The organism is Nocardioides sp. BE266, from assembly GCF_031457855.1.
GTDB lineage: Bacteria > Actinomycetota > Actinomycetes > Propionibacteriales > Nocardioidaceae > Nocardioides.
Genome location: NZ_JAURTI010000001.1, coordinates 173,390 through 187,304, shown reverse-complemented (window position 1 = coordinate 187,304; position 13,915 = coordinate 173,390). Strand labels below are relative to the sequence as shown.

General features: G+C 72.0%; 12 protein-coding genes and 1 tRNA gene. 10 read left to right on the top strand and 3 right to left on the bottom strand.

Annotation, left to right across the window (positions count from 1 at the left end; translation table 11 throughout):
* Positions 1-52: 52 nt before the first annotated feature.
* From J2X46_RS00920 to J2X46_RS00910, 3 genes are all read right to left on the bottom strand, one after another.
* A complete protein-coding gene (locus J2X46_RS00920; protein ID WP_310245728.1) occupies positions 53-1,462 on the bottom strand; it encodes a choice-of-anchor P family protein in 1,410 nt (469 codons plus the stop codon).
* Between the two features lie 169 nt (positions 1,463-1,631).
* Positions 1,632-1,707 (bottom strand) — tRNA-Arg (locus J2X46_RS00915).
* A gap of 83 nt (positions 1,708-1,790) precedes the next feature.
* Positions 1,791-2,288, bottom strand: coding sequence for a thioesterase family protein (locus tag J2X46_RS00910; RefSeq protein WP_310245726.1), 498 nt, complete (start codon positions 2,286-2,288; stop codon positions 1,791-1,793).
* An 86-nt stretch (positions 2,289-2,374) separates the two neighbouring features.
* On the opposite strand from J2X46_RS00910, the gene argS reads away from it, so the two are divergent.
* The 10 genes from argS to J2X46_RS00860 all read left to right on the top strand — a co-directional run bounded on the left by argS (position 2,375) and on the right by J2X46_RS00860 (position 13,913).
* Positions 2,375-4,042 (top strand): arginine--tRNA ligase, encoded by a 1,668-nt coding sequence (argS, locus tag J2X46_RS00905; RefSeq protein WP_310245723.1) that lies wholly within the window; start codon positions 2,375-2,377, stop codon positions 4,040-4,042.
* Positions 4,043-4,048: 6 nt separating this feature from the next.
* Entirely contained in the window at positions 4,049-5,452 is a 1,404-nt protein-coding gene (lysA, locus tag J2X46_RS00900) for a diaminopimelate decarboxylase (protein ID WP_310245721.1), read from the top strand.
* A complete protein-coding gene (locus J2X46_RS00895) occupies positions 5,452-6,753 on the top strand; it encodes a homoserine dehydrogenase (protein ID WP_310245716.1) in 1,302 nt (433 codons plus the stop codon). Before lysA ends, J2X46_RS00895 begins: the two co-directional genes overlap by 1 nt.
* Before the next feature lie 5 nt (positions 6,754-6,758).
* Positions 6,759-7,823 carry a threonine synthase gene (thrC, locus tag J2X46_RS00890; RefSeq protein ID WP_310247309.1) on the top strand — a complete coding sequence of 355 codons (1,065 nt, stop codon included), beginning with the start codon at positions 6,759-6,761 and terminating at the stop codon, positions 7,821-7,823.
* Complete coding sequence (gene thrB / locus J2X46_RS00885; RefSeq protein ID WP_310245715.1) at positions 7,823-8,719, top strand: homoserine kinase; 897 nt, start codon at positions 7,823-7,825, stop codon at positions 8,717-8,719. Before thrC ends, thrB begins: the two co-directional genes overlap by 1 nt.
* Before the next feature lie 328 nt (positions 8,720-9,047).
* Complete coding sequence (rho, locus tag J2X46_RS00880; protein WP_310245713.1) at positions 9,048-10,883, top strand: transcription termination factor Rho; 1,836 nt, start codon at positions 9,048-9,050, stop codon at positions 10,881-10,883.
* A 143-nt stretch (positions 10,884-11,026) separates the two neighbouring features.
* Positions 11,027-11,248: a 50S ribosomal protein L31 gene (gene rpmE, locus J2X46_RS00875; RefSeq protein ID WP_310245711.1), complete on the top strand. Its 222-nt coding sequence runs from the start codon at positions 11,027-11,029 to the stop codon at positions 11,246-11,248.
* 86 nt (positions 11,249-11,334) lie between these two features.
* Entirely contained in the window at positions 11,335-12,408 is a 1,074-nt protein-coding gene (gene prfA / locus J2X46_RS00870) for a peptide chain release factor 1 (RefSeq protein ID WP_310245708.1), read from the top strand.
* The gene (gene prmC / locus J2X46_RS00865; RefSeq protein WP_310245706.1) at positions 12,409-13,251 is read left to right on the top strand and encodes a peptide chain release factor N(5)-glutamine methyltransferase; all 843 of its coding nucleotides are present in this window, start codon (positions 12,409-12,411) and stop codon (positions 13,249-13,251) included.
* Positions 13,248-13,913, top strand: a complete 666-nt coding sequence (locus tag J2X46_RS00860; protein ID WP_310245704.1) for an L-threonylcarbamoyladenylate synthase — start codon at positions 13,248-13,250, stop codon at positions 13,911-13,913. Before prmC ends, J2X46_RS00860 begins: the two co-directional genes overlap by 4 nt.
* Positions 13,914-13,915 lie beyond the last annotated feature (2 nt).

Here is a 13,915-nt window from a genome sequence, read left to right as displayed (position 1 = left end):
GACGCCAGGTCGAACCCCATGGCCGACCCGGCGTCGCTGACCGTGAGCGTACTCAGCGTGGGTAGATGCGTCCCGACGTGCGGGCGAGGTCGATGACCACGGCCTCCGAGTAGAGCGTGATCCGCAGGGCGATCACCTGCGAGCCGCGATAGCCGGTGTCGACCAGCTGGCGCTGGATCTCACCGACCCCGTTGGGCAGCTCGACGACGCCGCCCGGTGCCGGTACGGCGATGGGCTGGCCCGCGACGGTGATCGACCCGACGCCCGTCGAGACCTTCGAGCCGACCCGCTTGCCGGCCTTCTGGCGCATCGCCGCGCGGGAGGAGACGTCGGTGATGACGAGCTGGGCGCTGGGGACGGTGAACGAGCCGATCGCGGTGCGCGACCAGCCCTTGGCCACCGACTTCTTCCGGAACTGGTCGCCGTGGACCTGGTAGACGACGCCGTCGAGGGTCACGGGCACGGGCACCAGCTGGCTGGCGTGCGGGACCTTGTAGGTCTGGGTGCGGCCGCGCGAGCCCTGGCAGGGGAGCGCCTTGTGCTCGACGTTGCCGAACTTCAGCGCGCCCTCGAGCGCCTGGTAGTCCATCGCGGTGCCGCCGGAGCGGAAGACGCCGACGGGGGCCGGACCGCCCATCCGGACCCGTGCGGTGCCGAGCTCGACGAGCTGGCGGCGGTCGCCGGCGGTCACCTCGATGCGGAGCGCCGAGGCCTGCGACTGGGCGTTGTTGCCGTTGGCGCGACCGTTCTCGTAGCCGAGCGCGATGCTGCCCAGGCCGGGGATCTGGATCGGCTTGGTGACGTCGCTGAGCACCTGGAACACCTGCTGGGCGACCTCCTGCGTGCCCGTGAAGACCGTGTCGGTGACCTGGTCGAGCGGGGCGAGCAGCTCCTGGAGCTCCGGCGGTAGCTGCTGGACGACGGTGTTGTCGAGCAGCTCGAGGGAGATGCTGGCGAAGGTGAAGTCCTCCGCGTGGCCGTAGCCCTGCGGGGTGTTGAACGCGTTGGCCGTCGTCTGCAGGCCCTTGATCACCAGCTTCGGGGTGGTGAGCGTGCCGACGGTGCCGCCGATGCTGATGTCGCCGATCGTGCTGGTGCCGCGCACCCCGTGCGTGCTGCCGTCGGTGTAGGTCTCGGTGCGGCTGGTGCTGGCCGAGACGTGGATCAGCGGGTTGTCGGGGACCGACGCCACGGACTGCCGCTCGACGACCTGCCCGACGGCGCGGGTGCACAGCTGCTGGGCGTGCGCGTCCTTGAGGTTGAGCGCCTCGACGCTGTCGGTCACCAGCTTCACGCCGTAGACGTCGCCGCGGTAGCCGAAGTCGGTGAGCTTGTCCTGGGCGCGGGCCTGCGTGGAGCCGGTCGCCTGCGCCGGTGCGGCGAGCGCGGCGGACAGCGCCAGCCCCGCCGCGAGGACGACGCTCGTCGCGGTCGTCGTACGGCGCCTGGTGGTGCGGTGCATGGGGTTCCCTCCCGAGTCGCGGGGAGCCGACCAGGAGCCGATCCCCTCAGACCGGCGCGTGCTCCCTCGAGCGCTCAACGAGACGGTCGCCACAGGGTTACGTGCCAGTAGCAACGTCCGCCGGAAATGACGGACGGACCCCCACTCGTGCGAGTGGGGGTCCGTCCGGTGGCGCCTCCGGCAGGATTCGAACCTGCGGCACCTGGTACCGGAAACCAGTGCTCTATCCCCTGAGCTACGGAGGCCTGCCCTGTCCCCGTACGACGCCGGGGCTGGTGCGCGGTGAAGACTACCGGTCCCCCGACGAGGTCGTGAAACCGCCCGAGGTTCAGCGCAGGGCGAGGGAGCCGGAGGTCGCGGCAGGGAAGGGGAGGCCTGCGTGCTCGGCGATCCGGGCGTCGAGCTTGCTCGCCACGTCCTCTGGCCAGGGCGCGGTCAGGCGGGTCGAGAGGTCGATGTGCAGGAAGATCTCCTCCACGACGCACGCGACGGCCTGCTTGGTCTCGTCGAGCACGTAGACGAGGGCGTGCGCGGCGCGCTCGGAGCGACCGAGCAGGCGGACCCGCGCCGACATCGCGTCGCCGGTGCGCAGCTCGCTGAGGTAGGTGACGTGGTGCTCGGCGGTGAAGCAGGCGTGCCCGTGGGTCAGCGGCCACATCTGCGGGATCCCGACCTCGACCAGCGACTCGTCGAGGCCCTCGCTGGCGATGCCGATGTAGTGGCGCACGTTGAGGTGGCCGTTGATGTCCTCGAAGGGCATCGGGACCGGCTGCTCCACGTAGGCCGGGAGGTCGATGAGCTGGGCGTAGGTGGGGTGGGTCGTCACAGGCAGGACCTTAGGGCAGGTCGAGCACGCGGCCACGGCGTGAAACCGGTTCGAGCAGGTCGACCGGCCGCCGATAGGCTTGCCCGGTGAATCCTGAGCAGCTCTCCGCGACCATCGTCGATGCGCTGGCGGCCCTCGTGGCCGACGGTGCGATCACGCTGCCTGACGGCGTGCCGACCCAGGTCACGGTGGAGCGACCCCGGCAGAAGGGTCACGGCGACTACGCCACCAACGTCGCGATGCAGCTCGCGAAGAAGGCCGGCACGAATCCCCGTGCCTTCGCCGACCTCGTGGCCGAGCGGCTGCGCGCGTCCGACGGCATCTCCGAGGTCGAGGTCGCCGGTCCGGGCTTCCTCAACGTGAGCGTGGAGGCCGGTGCCCAGGGCCAGGTCGCGGCCGACATCGTCGCGGCAGGGTCGTCGTACGGCTCCGCGGGGACGCTGGCCGGGCAGAAGGTCAACCTCGAGTTCGTCTCCGCCAACCCCACCGGCCCGCTGCACCTCGGCGGCACCCGCTGGGCCGCGGTCGGTGACGCCCTCGCGCGGGTGCTCGAGTTCTCCGGCGCCGAGGTCACCCGGGAGTACTACTTCAACGACCACGGCGCGCAGATCGACCGGTTCTCCGGATCCCTGCTCGCCCAGGCGCGCGGTCGCGACGTGCCCGAGGACGGCTACGGCGGCGACTACATCAAGGAGATCGCCGACCAGGTCATCGCCCAGCGGCCCGACGTGCTCGACCTCTCCGACGAGGACGCCCAGGAGGTCTTCCGCGACGTCGGGGTCGACCTGATGTTCGAGGAGATCAAGTCCGACCTGCACGACTTCGGGGTGGACTTCGACGTCTACTTCCACGAGAAGTCGCTGCACGACTCGGGCGCGGTCGAGAAGGCCATCGCGCGGCTGACCGAGATGGGCAACACCTACACCGAGGACGGCGCGCTCTGGCTGCGCACCGAGAAGTACGGCGACGACAAGGACCGCGTGATCGTCCGGTCCAACGGCACGCCCGCCTACATCTCCGGCGACCTCGGCTACTACCTCGACAAGCGCGAGCGGGGCTTCGACCGCTGCTTCATCCTGCTCGGCGCCGACCACCACGGCTACGTCGGCCGGATGATGGCGATGTGTGCCGCCTTCGGCGACACCCCCGGCGAGAACCTCGAGATCCTCATCGGCCAGATGGTCAACCTGCTCCGCGACGGCCAGCCGCTGCGGATGTCCAAGCGCGCCGGCACCGTGATCTCCATGAACGACCTCGTCGACGCCATCGGCGTCGACGCGAGCCGCTACGCGCTGGCCCGCTACACCAACGACACCACGATCGACATCGACTTGGATCTGTGGGCCAAGGCGTCCAACGACAACCCGGTCTACTACGTCCAGTACGCCCACGCCCGCACCTGCCGGATGATCGGCAACGCGACCGACCTCGGGATGAAGCTGCCCGACGACTTCGACCCGTCGCTGCTCGCCCACGAGAGGGACGGTGAGCTGCTGCGTGCGCTGGCCGAGTTCCCGCGGGTGGTCGCCAGCGCGACCGACCTGCGCGAGCCGCACCGCATCGCGCGCTACCTCGAGGACACCGCCTCGGTCTTCAACAAGTGGTACGACACCAAGGAGTGCCGCATGCTGCCGATGGGCGACGAGCCCGTCACGCCGACCAACGAGGCCCGCCTGGTGCTCGTGCACGCCACGCAGACGGTCATTGCCAACGGCCTGCGCCTGCTCGGCGTCACCGCTCCCGAGAGGATGTGATCGGGCGTGCCGACTGCGCACCCGTCCGGCTGGGCGCACGCGGACGGCGCGCTGCGGGGCCCCCACTGGCTGCGTGAGCCCGCCGATCCCAACGCCCTCGTGGCGCACCTCTGGTCGCGGACGGCCAGCAAGACCGACGGCGTGCTCGCCGTCGGGGGAGTGCCGCTGCCCGAGCTGGTCCGCGAGCACGGGTCGCCGGCCTACGTCCTCGACGAGGACGACTTTCGCACCCGGGCCCGCGCCTTCCGTGACGCGTTCGCGGCCTACGACGTCTTCTACGCCGGGAAGGCCTTCCTCTGCACGACGGTCGCCCGTTGGCTGGCCGAGGAGGGGCTCTCGCTCGACGTGTGCTCCGGCGGCGAGCTGTCCGTGGCCGTGCGCGCCGGCTTCCCGATGGAGCGGGTGGGCTTCCACGGCAACAACAAGACCCTCGGCGAGCTCGAGCGCGCCGTGGAGCTCGGCGTCGGCCGCGTCATCGTCGACTCCTTCCACGAGATCGAGCGGCTGGCCGGCATCACGACCGAGCTCGGCCGCACCGTCGGCGTCATGGTGCGCGTGACCGCGGGCGTCGAGGCCCACACGCACGAATACATCGCCACCGCCCACGAGGACCAGAAGTTCGGTTTCTCCATCGCCAGCGGCGACGCCCTCGACGCCGTACGACGCGTGCACGAGGCACCGGGCCTGCGCCTGCTCGGCCTGCACTCCCACATCGGCAGCCAGATCTTCGACACCTCCGGGTTCGAGGTCGCGGCCCGCCGGGTCCTCGCCCTGCACGCGCAGGTCAGCCAGGAGGTCGGCGTCGAGATGCCCGAGATGGATCTCGGCGGCGGCTTCGGCATCGCGTACACGACCCAGGACGACCCGTCCGACCCCTCGCAGCTGGCCACCGAGATGACCAAGATCGTCGAGCACGAGTGCCGCGCCCTCGGCGTGGCCGAGCCGCGGCTCTCGATCGAGCCCGGCCGGGCGATCGTGGGTCCGGCGATGTGCACGGTCTACGAGGTCGGCACCGTCAAGGAGGTCGCGCTCGACGGCGGCGCCCGGCGCACCTACGTCTCGATCGACGGCGGGATGAGCGACAACATCCGCACCGCCCTCTACGACGCCGACTACTCCGCGACCCTCGCGTCCCGTGCCTCGGAGAGCGGACCCGCCCTGGCCCGCGTGGTCGGCAAGCACTGCGAGGCCGGCGACATCGTGGTGAAGGACGAGTTCCTGCCCAGCGACGTGCGTCCCGGCGACCTCGTCGCGGTGCCCGGGACCGGCGCCTACTGCAGATCCATGGCGTCGAACTACAACCACGCCCTGCGTCCTCCGGTGATCGGAGTTCGGGACGGGAAGACTTTCACCGTCCTTCGACGGGAGACTGAGGCCGACCTGTTCGCGACCGATGTGGGTGTTCTCTGATGAGCGAAGGTGACAAGCGCACCTTGAAGGTGGCGGTGCTCGGCTGCGGTGCGGTCGGCTCGCAGGTGGTGCGGCTGCTGACCGAGCAGCGCGACGACCTGGCCGCGCGGGTCGGCGCGCCGGTCGAGCTGGTCGGTGTCGCCGTACGACGCCTCGACGCGCCCCGCGAGGTCGAGGTCGCCGACGGGCTGCTCACCACCGACGCCGCCGGTCTCGTCGCCCGCGACGACGTCGACCTGGTCGTCGAGGTGATCGGTGGCATCGAGCCCGCGCGGTCGCTGATCCTGTCCGCGCTCGAGAACGGTGCGAGCGTCGTCACCGCCAACAAGGCGCTGCTCGCCGAGGACGGCCCGACGCTCTTCGAGGCGGCCGCCAAGGCCGAGCGCGACCTCTACTACGAGGCCGCCGTCGCCGGCGCGATCCCCATCCTGCGGCCGCTGCGCGAGTCCCTCGCCGGTGACAAGGTCACCCGGGTGCTCGGCATCGTCAACGGCACCACGAACTTCATCCTCGACAAGATGGACACCTCCGGCGCCGGCTTCTCCGAGGCGCTCGAGGAGGCCCAGGAGCTCGGCTACGCCGAGGCCGACCCGACCGCCGACGTCGAGGGGTTCGACGCCGCGGCGAAGGCCGCGATCCTGGCCAGCCTGGCCTTCCACTCGCGGGTGACCGCCTCCGACGTCTACCGCGAGGGCATCTCCGAGGTCACCGCCGCCGACGTCGCCAGCGCCCGCGACATGGGCTCGGTGGTCAAGCTGCTCGCCATCTGCGAGCTGCGCGGCGACCAGGTGGCCGCCCGCGTGCACCCGGCGATGATCCCGCGCTCGCACCCGCTCGCGAGCGTGCGAGAGGCCTACAACGCGGTCTTCGTGGAGTCCGAGGCCGCCGGCCAGCTGATGTTCTACGGCCCCGGCGCCGGTGGCGCGCCCACGGCCAGCGCCGTCCTCGGCGACCTGGTGACGGTTGCCCGCAACCGCCTCGCGGAGGTCCGCGGCGCGGGGGAGTCGGCGTACGCAGACCGGGCGGTGCAGCCGATGGGGGAGACCCGCACCCGCTACCACGTCGCGATCGACGTCGACGACCGCGCGGGCGTGCTCGCCGCGGTGGCCAACGCCTTCGCCGACCACGACGTCTCGATCCAGACCGTGCGCCAGGAGGGCCGCGGCGCGGACGCCCAGCTCGTCGTCGTCTCGCACGCGGCGCCCGACGCCGCGCTGAGCGCCACGGTGCAGCAGCTGCGCAACATGGACATCGTCCGCGAGGTCACCTCGGTGATGCGGGTCGAGGGAGGCGACGAGTGAGCGCGCTGACCCACCAGTGGCGCGGAGTCATCGAGGAGTACCGCGACCTGCTCGACCTGCCCGAGGGCCTCGAGGCCGTCACCCTCCGCGAGGGCGGCACCCCGCTCGTGCACTCCGAGTGGCTCTCCGGCGTCACCGGCGCCCAGGTGTGGCTCAAGGTCGAGGGCGACAACCCCACCGGCTCCTTCAAGGACCGCGGCATGACCGCGGCGATCTCGCACGCCAAGCACCTCGGTGCGCAGGCGGTCGTGTGCGCCTCGACCGGCAACACGTCCGCCTCGATGGCGGCCTATGCCGCGAAGGCCGGGCTCAAGCCGCTCGTGCTCATCCCCGAGGGCAAGATCGCGGCCGGCAAGCTCGCCCAGGCGGTCGTGCACGGTGCGCAGGTGATCATGGTGCGCGGCAACTTCGACGACTGCCTCGCGATGGCCATCGGGCTGTCCAAGGACTATCCCGTCGAGCTGGTGAACTCGGTCAACCCGGTGCGCCTGCAGGGGCAGAAGACCGCGTCCTTCGAGATCGTCGACTTCCTCGGCGACGCCCCCGACTTCCACCTCCTGCCGGTCGGCAACGCGGGCAACATCTCGGCGTACTGGCTCGGCTACCAGCAGTACGCCGAGCTCGGCCGCGCCACGAAGCGGCCACGCATGCGTGGCTTCCAGGCCGAGGGCGCCGCACCGCTCGTGACCGGCGAACCGTTCCCGCACCCGGAGACCAAGGCGACCGCGATCCGCGTCGGCAACCCGGCCTCCTGGCACCTCGCCGAGCAGGCGGCCAAGGAGTCCGAGGGCGGCTTCGCGGCCCTGTCCGACGAGCAGATCCTCGCCGCCCAGCTCGAGCTCGCCCGCAACGACGGCGTCTTCGTCGAGCCGGCCTCGGCCGCGGGCGTCGCCGGCCTGCTGGCGGCGATCGCCGGCGGTGAGTCCTTCGCCGGCTCGACCGTCGCGATCACGGTGACCGGCCACGGACTCAAGGACACCGCGACCGCGCTCGAGTCGTGCGGCGACATCGTCGACACCGTCGTGGACGCCGACGTGGCCACCGCCGCCGCGGCTGCCGGACTCGCCTGATGCCCCAGTTCGTCGACGGCCCGGTGCGGGTCACCGTCCCGGCGACCTCGGCCAACCTCGGGCCGGGCTTCGACTCGCTCGGGCTGGCGCTCTCGCTGCGCGACGAGCTCGAGGCCGAGGTGCTCCCCGGGGGCCTCGTCGTCGAGGTCGAGGGTGCCGGCGCCGACGGCGTGCCCCGCGACGAGTCGCACCTCGTGGTCCGCGCGATGCGTGCTGCCTTCGACCTGATGGGCGCGCAGCCACCCGGCCTGCGGCTGTCCTGCCACAACGTCATCCCGCACGCGCGCGGGCTCGGCTCGTCGTCCGCGGCGATCGTGGCCGGGGTGGTGCTGGCCCGGGCGCTGGTCGCCGGCGGCCAGCTGCTCGCCTCCGACGACGCGCTCTTCGACCTCGCCGCCGACCTCGAGGGCCACCCCGACAACGTGGCACCCGCCTTCTACGGCGGCTTCGTCATCTCCGGTCGCGAGGACGAGCACTGGTACGCCGTCCGCGTCGGCGTCGACCCCCGCATCACGGCGGTCGCCTTCGTCCCGCCGGACGGGGTCGAGACGACGGTCGCCCGCGGGCTGTTGCCGGCGACCGTGCCGCACGCCGACGCCGCCGCCAACTCGGGCCGGGCCGCGCTCCTGGTGGCCGCGCTCACCGGCCAGCCCGAGCACCTGCTCGCGGCGACCCGCGACTGGCTCCACCAGGACCAGCGCGAGCCCGCGATGCCCGCGACGCTCGCGCTCGTACGCCGCCTGCGTGCCGACGGCGTACCCGCCGTGGTGTCCGGCGCAGGCCCGACGGTGCTGGCCTTCGGGTCGACCGACACCACGTCGTTGACCGCCCGCTGTCCCGACGGATGGGTGTGTCACGACCTCGTGATCGAGCCGACCGGGGCTCTCCTCGCCTGACACCCGCCCTGAATGAACTTCCACGCGCTCGGGTGGAAGTTCAGGACGCAGACGAGCGGTTCACGCTCAGCTCGGGATGAACTTCCACGCGCTCGGGTGGAAGTTCAGGACGCAGACGAGCGGTTCACGCTCAGCTCGGGATGAACTTCCACGCGCTCGGGTGGAAATGCATCGGCTGCCCGGTGTGCAGGTGCACGCCTGCTAACCTGACGGCGCGCCGTTCGGCGCACCCGCCCGCCCCGACGTCCCGTCGAGCGCAGGGCGCCACCATCCGCCTCGCGGACCGCTCGACCGGTCACGCAGGCGACGCAACGTGCGAAGGATCCACGTGACCGAGACTCCCTCCGCCACCGCGGAGAACGCTGCCCCCGAGGCAGCCGAGACCAGCAAGCCGGCCAAGAAGGCCGCCGCGAAGTCGGGCGGCCTCAGCTCGATGCTGCTGGCCGACCTCAAGTCCATGGCCGGCGGCCTCGGCATCGCCGGCGCCGGCTCGATGAAGAAGGCCCAGCTCGTCGACGCGATCAAGGCGGCCCAGTCGGGCTCGTCCGGCGGCGGCGCGAAGGCCGAGAAGACCCCCGCCCCGGCCGCCGAGCCTGCTGCCGAGCCTGCTGCCGAGACCCGCTCCGACGAGCCGGCTGCCCAGACGACGGTGCGCACCCGCACCCGCAAGCAGCGCCAGGCCGAGCAGGCCGCCGACCGCGCGGCGGACGGCGACAGAGCTGACCAGAAGTCCGAGCAGAAGCCTGACCAGAGGGCTGACCAGAAGGCCGACCAGAAGGCCGACCAGAAGCAGGCCCAGCGGGGCGAGCAGAAGAACGAGCAGAAGCAGGCCCAGCGGGGCGAGCAGAAGCCGGACCAGAAGCAGGACCAGCAGAAGCAGGGCCAGCAGAACAAGCAGGGCAACCAGGGCGGCCAGCAGGGCAACCAGGGCGGCCAGCAGCAGAACCAGAACCAGCAGAACCAGAACCAGAACGTCCAGGACGACGACGAGGACGGGGAGGGCGGCAGCCGCCGCAACCGCCGCCGGCGTGGTCGCGACCGCACGACGGCCCGCACGGGTGGGCGCAACGAGCCCGACACCACGATCCTCGAGGACGACGTCCTGGTGCCCGCCGCCGGCATCCTCGACGTGCTCGACAACTGCGCGTTCGTGCGCACCTCGGGCTACCTGCCCGGCCCCGAGGACGTGTACCTCTCCCTCTCGATGGTCCGGAAGTACCACCTGCGCCGCGGCGACGCCGTCGTCGGGCAGGTACGCCAGCCGCGCGAGGGCGAGCGTCGGGAGAAGTTCAACCCGATGGTCCGCATCGACAGCGTCAACGGCACCGAGGCGGAGGGTGCCAAGGAGCGTCCCGACTTCGCCGCCGCCGTGCCGGTGCACCCGCACCAGCGCCTGCGCCTGGCCACCGACGACGCGAACCTGACCGGCCGCGTGATCGACGTCGCCGCTCCGGTCGGCAAGGGCCAGCGCGGTCTCGTGCTGACCCCACCGCGTACCGGCGCCACGTCGCTGCTCCAGTCGATCGCCCAGTCGGTCACGGCCAACAACCCCGAGTGCCACGTGATGGTGGTGCTCGTGGACGCCCGTCCCGAGGAGGTCACCGACTTCCAGCGCGCGGTGAAGGGCGAGGTCGTCGCCTCGACCTTCGACCGGCAGCCCGCCGACCACACCCTGGTCGCCGAGCTCGCCATCGAGCGCGCCAAGCGACTGGTCGAGCTCGGCCACGACGTGGTCGTGCTGCTCGACTCGCTGACCCGCCTGGGCCGGGCCTACAACCTCGCGGCGCCGGCCAACGGCCGCGTCCTGGGCGGGCTCGTCGACGCCTCGGCGGTCCACCCGACGAAGGAGTTCTTCGGCGCCGCTCGGAAGATCGAGGACGCCGGCTCGCTGACCATCCTGGCCACCGTGGCGGTGGGAACAGGATCGGCGACCGACGCGTTCTTCCTGGAGGAGCTGGCGGGCACCGCCAACCTCGAGCTCGTGCTCAGCGCGGACCGCGCGGCCAAGGGCATCGTCCCCGCCGTCGACGTCGCCGCCTCGGGCACCCGCCACGAGGAGAAGCTGCTCGCCCCGGCCGAGGGTGCCGTGGTCGGAGACCTGCGCAAGCAGCTCGCCGCCGCGGACTCCCAGCAGGCCGTGGTGAAGGTCGTCGGCGGCCGCTGACCCCTCGCCGGATCCCCGGGTTCCCAGGCGGGAATCTGGGGATTGGCGTCGTTGTTCACACCGGTGGCACACTTGTGCGTCGGTTCCGGTTCACGTCACATGCGATCCACGCGGACGACCCGGAGCAATTCGAGAGGACACCCATGAAGAAGGACACTCACCCCGAGTACGTCGAGACCCAGGTCACCTGCACCTGTGGCGCGTCGTTCACCACCCGCAGCACCGCGACCTCCGGCTCGATCCACGCCGATGTCTGCTCGCAGTGCCACCCGTTCTACACCGGCAAGCAGAAGATCCTCGACACCGGCGGCCGCGTCGCCCGGTTCGAGTCCCGCTACGGCAAGAAGGCTGCTGAGAGCAAGTAGCCCACGTCAGGCGCCGGTCGCCCGCATCCCGCGGGTGGCCGGCGCCTTGTCGTCTGTCCGGGTCGTGGTGAGCAGGAGGAGGAGCGATGTTCGAGGCCGTCGAGGGCATGCGCGAGGAGCACGCCGAGCTCGAGCAACGCCTGGCGCTCCCGGAGACCCATGCCGACCAGCGCCTGGCCAAGCAGCTCAACCAGCGCTACGCCGAGCTGACCGCCGTCGTGACCACCTGGCAGGAGTGGCTCCAGCTCGGTGACGACATCGAGGCCGCCCGCGAGCTCGCCGCCGACGACCCGGCCTTCGCCCAGGAGGCCGACGACCTCGCCGCGCGCCGCGAGGTCGCCGGCGAGCGGCTTCGCCGCCTGCTGGTGCCGCGCGACCCCGCCGACGGCAAGGACGCCCTGCTCGAGATCAAGTCCGGCGAGGGCGGCGAGGAGTCGGCGCTGTTCGCCGGCGACCTGCTGCGGATGTACTCCCGCTACGCCGAGCGGCGCGGCTGGAGCGTCGAGGTCCTCGACGCCACCGAGTCCGACCTCGGCGGCTACAAGTCGGTCACCGCGGCGGTCAAGGCGAAGGGCACCGTCGAGCCCGGCCAGGCGCCGTACGCCCTGCTGAAGTTCGAGGGCGGCGTGCACCGGGTGCAGCGGGTGCCGGTCACCGAGTCGCAGGGCCGCGTGCACACCTCCGCGGCCGGCGTGCTGGTGATGCCCGAGGCCGAGCAGGTCGACGTCACGATCGACGACAACGACCTGCGCATCGACGTCTTCCGCTCCAGCGGCCCCGGCGGCCAGAGCGTCAACACCACCGACTCGGCCGTGCGGATCACCCACCTGCCCACCGGCATCGTGGTGAGCTGCCAGAACGAGAAGAGCCAGCTGCAGAACAAGGAGCAGGCGATGCGCATCCTGCGCGGGCGCCTCCTCCAGGCGGCCCAGGACGCCGCCGACGCCGAGGCGAGCGACGCGCGGCGCTCGCAGGTGCGCACGGTCGACCGCTCCGAGCGGATCCGCACCTACAACTTCCCGGAGAACCGGATCTCCGACCACCGCACCGGATACAAGTCCTACAACCTCGACCAGGTGCTCGACGGCGACCTCCAGCCGGTGCTCGACTCCTGCGTCGAGGCCGACATGGCGGCACGCCTGGCCGCCCTGGAGGGTTGAGTGCGCGCCAGTGCGGCACGCCGCCAGGGTGCCGCCCGGCTGCGCGAGGCGGGCGTCGCCTCGCCCGAGCGCGACGCCGACCTGCTCCTCGCCCACGTCCTCGACGTCCCGCTGGGACGGCTGCCCCTCGTTGACGACCTCGGCACGGGGGAGGAGGAGCAGTACGACGCCCTCGTCGCGCGGCGCGCCGCCCGCGAGCCGCTCCAGCACCTGACCGGCACGGCCGCCTTCCGGCACGTGGAGCTGGCCGTCGGTCCGGGGGTCTTCGTGCCCCGCCCGGAGACCGAGCTGCTCGCCGGCTGGGCGATCGATGCCGCGCTCGCCCTCGGCCGACCCCCTGTCGTCGTCGACCTCTGCACCGGCTCGGGCGCGATCGCCAAGGCAGTGGCCGACGAGGTCCCCGAGGCCGAGGTCCACGCCGTCGAGCTCGACGAGGGCGCGCTGGCGTGGGCCGAGCGCAACCTCAGCGGCACCGGCGTCGACCTGCGCCACGGCGACCTCGCCACGGCGTTCGACGACCTCCGTGGCACTGTCGACGTCGTGGTCTGCAACCCGCCCTACATCCCGCTCGAGGCGTGGGAGTCCGTGGCCGCCGAGGCACGCGACCACGACCCTCACCTCGCGCTCTTCTCCGGCCAGGACGGGCTCGACGCGATCCGCGTCCTGGAGCAGCGCGCGGCGCTGCTGCTGCGGCCCGGGGGAGCGGTGGGCGCCGAGCACGCGGACGTCCAGGGGGAGTCTGCACCGGGCGTGTTCGCTGCCTCCGGGCGCTGGCTCGACGTGGCCGACCACCGCGACCTCGCGGGTCGACCCCGCTATCTCACCGCGCGGCTGGCACGATGAGCGCCGTGGACAGGCTTGCGACCTCGACCGAGGAGGAGCGGGAGGCGGCGGTGACCGCCGCGGCTGCCGCCGTACGACGTGGAGAGCTGGTGGTCATCCCGACGGACACCGTCTACGGGATCGCCGCCGACGCCTTCTCCCATGACGCCGTGAAGGGTCTCCTCGAGGCCAAGGGACGCGGGCGCGACATGCCCCCGCCCGTGCTGGTCTCGGCCGCCACCACGCTCGACGCGCTCGCCGAGGGCGTGCCCACCTGGGCGCGCACGCTGGTCGAGCAGTTCTGGCCCGGCCCGCTGACCCTCGTCTGCCGCCAGCAGGCCTCGCTGATGTGGGACCTGGGGGAGACGCGGGGCACCGTCGCCGTACGGATGCCGGACGACGAGGTCGCGCTCGCGGTCCTCGAACGGACGGGCCCGCTGGCCGTCAGCTCGGCCAACCTCACCGGCCGACCCGCCGCCACCGACGCCGACCAGGCCGAGGAGATGCTGGGCGACGCCGTGGCCGTCATCGTCGACGGGGGCACCTCGCCGGGCGGCGAGGCCTCCACGATCATCGACGTCACGATCCCGGAGGGTCGTGTGCTGCGGCTCGGCGCCCTCTCCCTCGACGCGCTCAACGCCGCGATCGAGGAGCACGGCGTCGTGCTGGCGGACGAGGGCTAGGT

Coding starts and splice junctions, on each gene's coding strand:
- J2X46_RS00920 (WP_310245728.1), bottom strand. CDS start 1,462: ATGCACCGCACCACCAGGCGCCGTACGACGACCGCGACGAGCGTCGTC.
- J2X46_RS00895 (WP_310245716.1), top strand. CDS start 5,452: ATGAGCGAAGGTGACAAGCGCACCTTGAAGGTGGCGGTGCTCGGCTGC.
- thrB (WP_310245715.1), top strand. CDS start 7,823: ATGCCCCAGTTCGTCGACGGCCCGGTGCGGGTCACCGTCCCGGCGACC.
- rpmE (WP_310245711.1), top strand. CDS start 11,027: ATGAAGAAGGACACTCACCCCGAGTACGTCGAGACCCAGGTCACCTGC.
- prfA (WP_310245708.1), top strand. CDS start 11,335: ATGTTCGAGGCCGTCGAGGGCATGCGCGAGGAGCACGCCGAGCTCGAG.
- J2X46_RS00860 (WP_310245704.1), top strand. CDS start 13,248: ATGAGCGCCGTGGACAGGCTTGCGACCTCGACCGAGGAGGAGCGGGAG.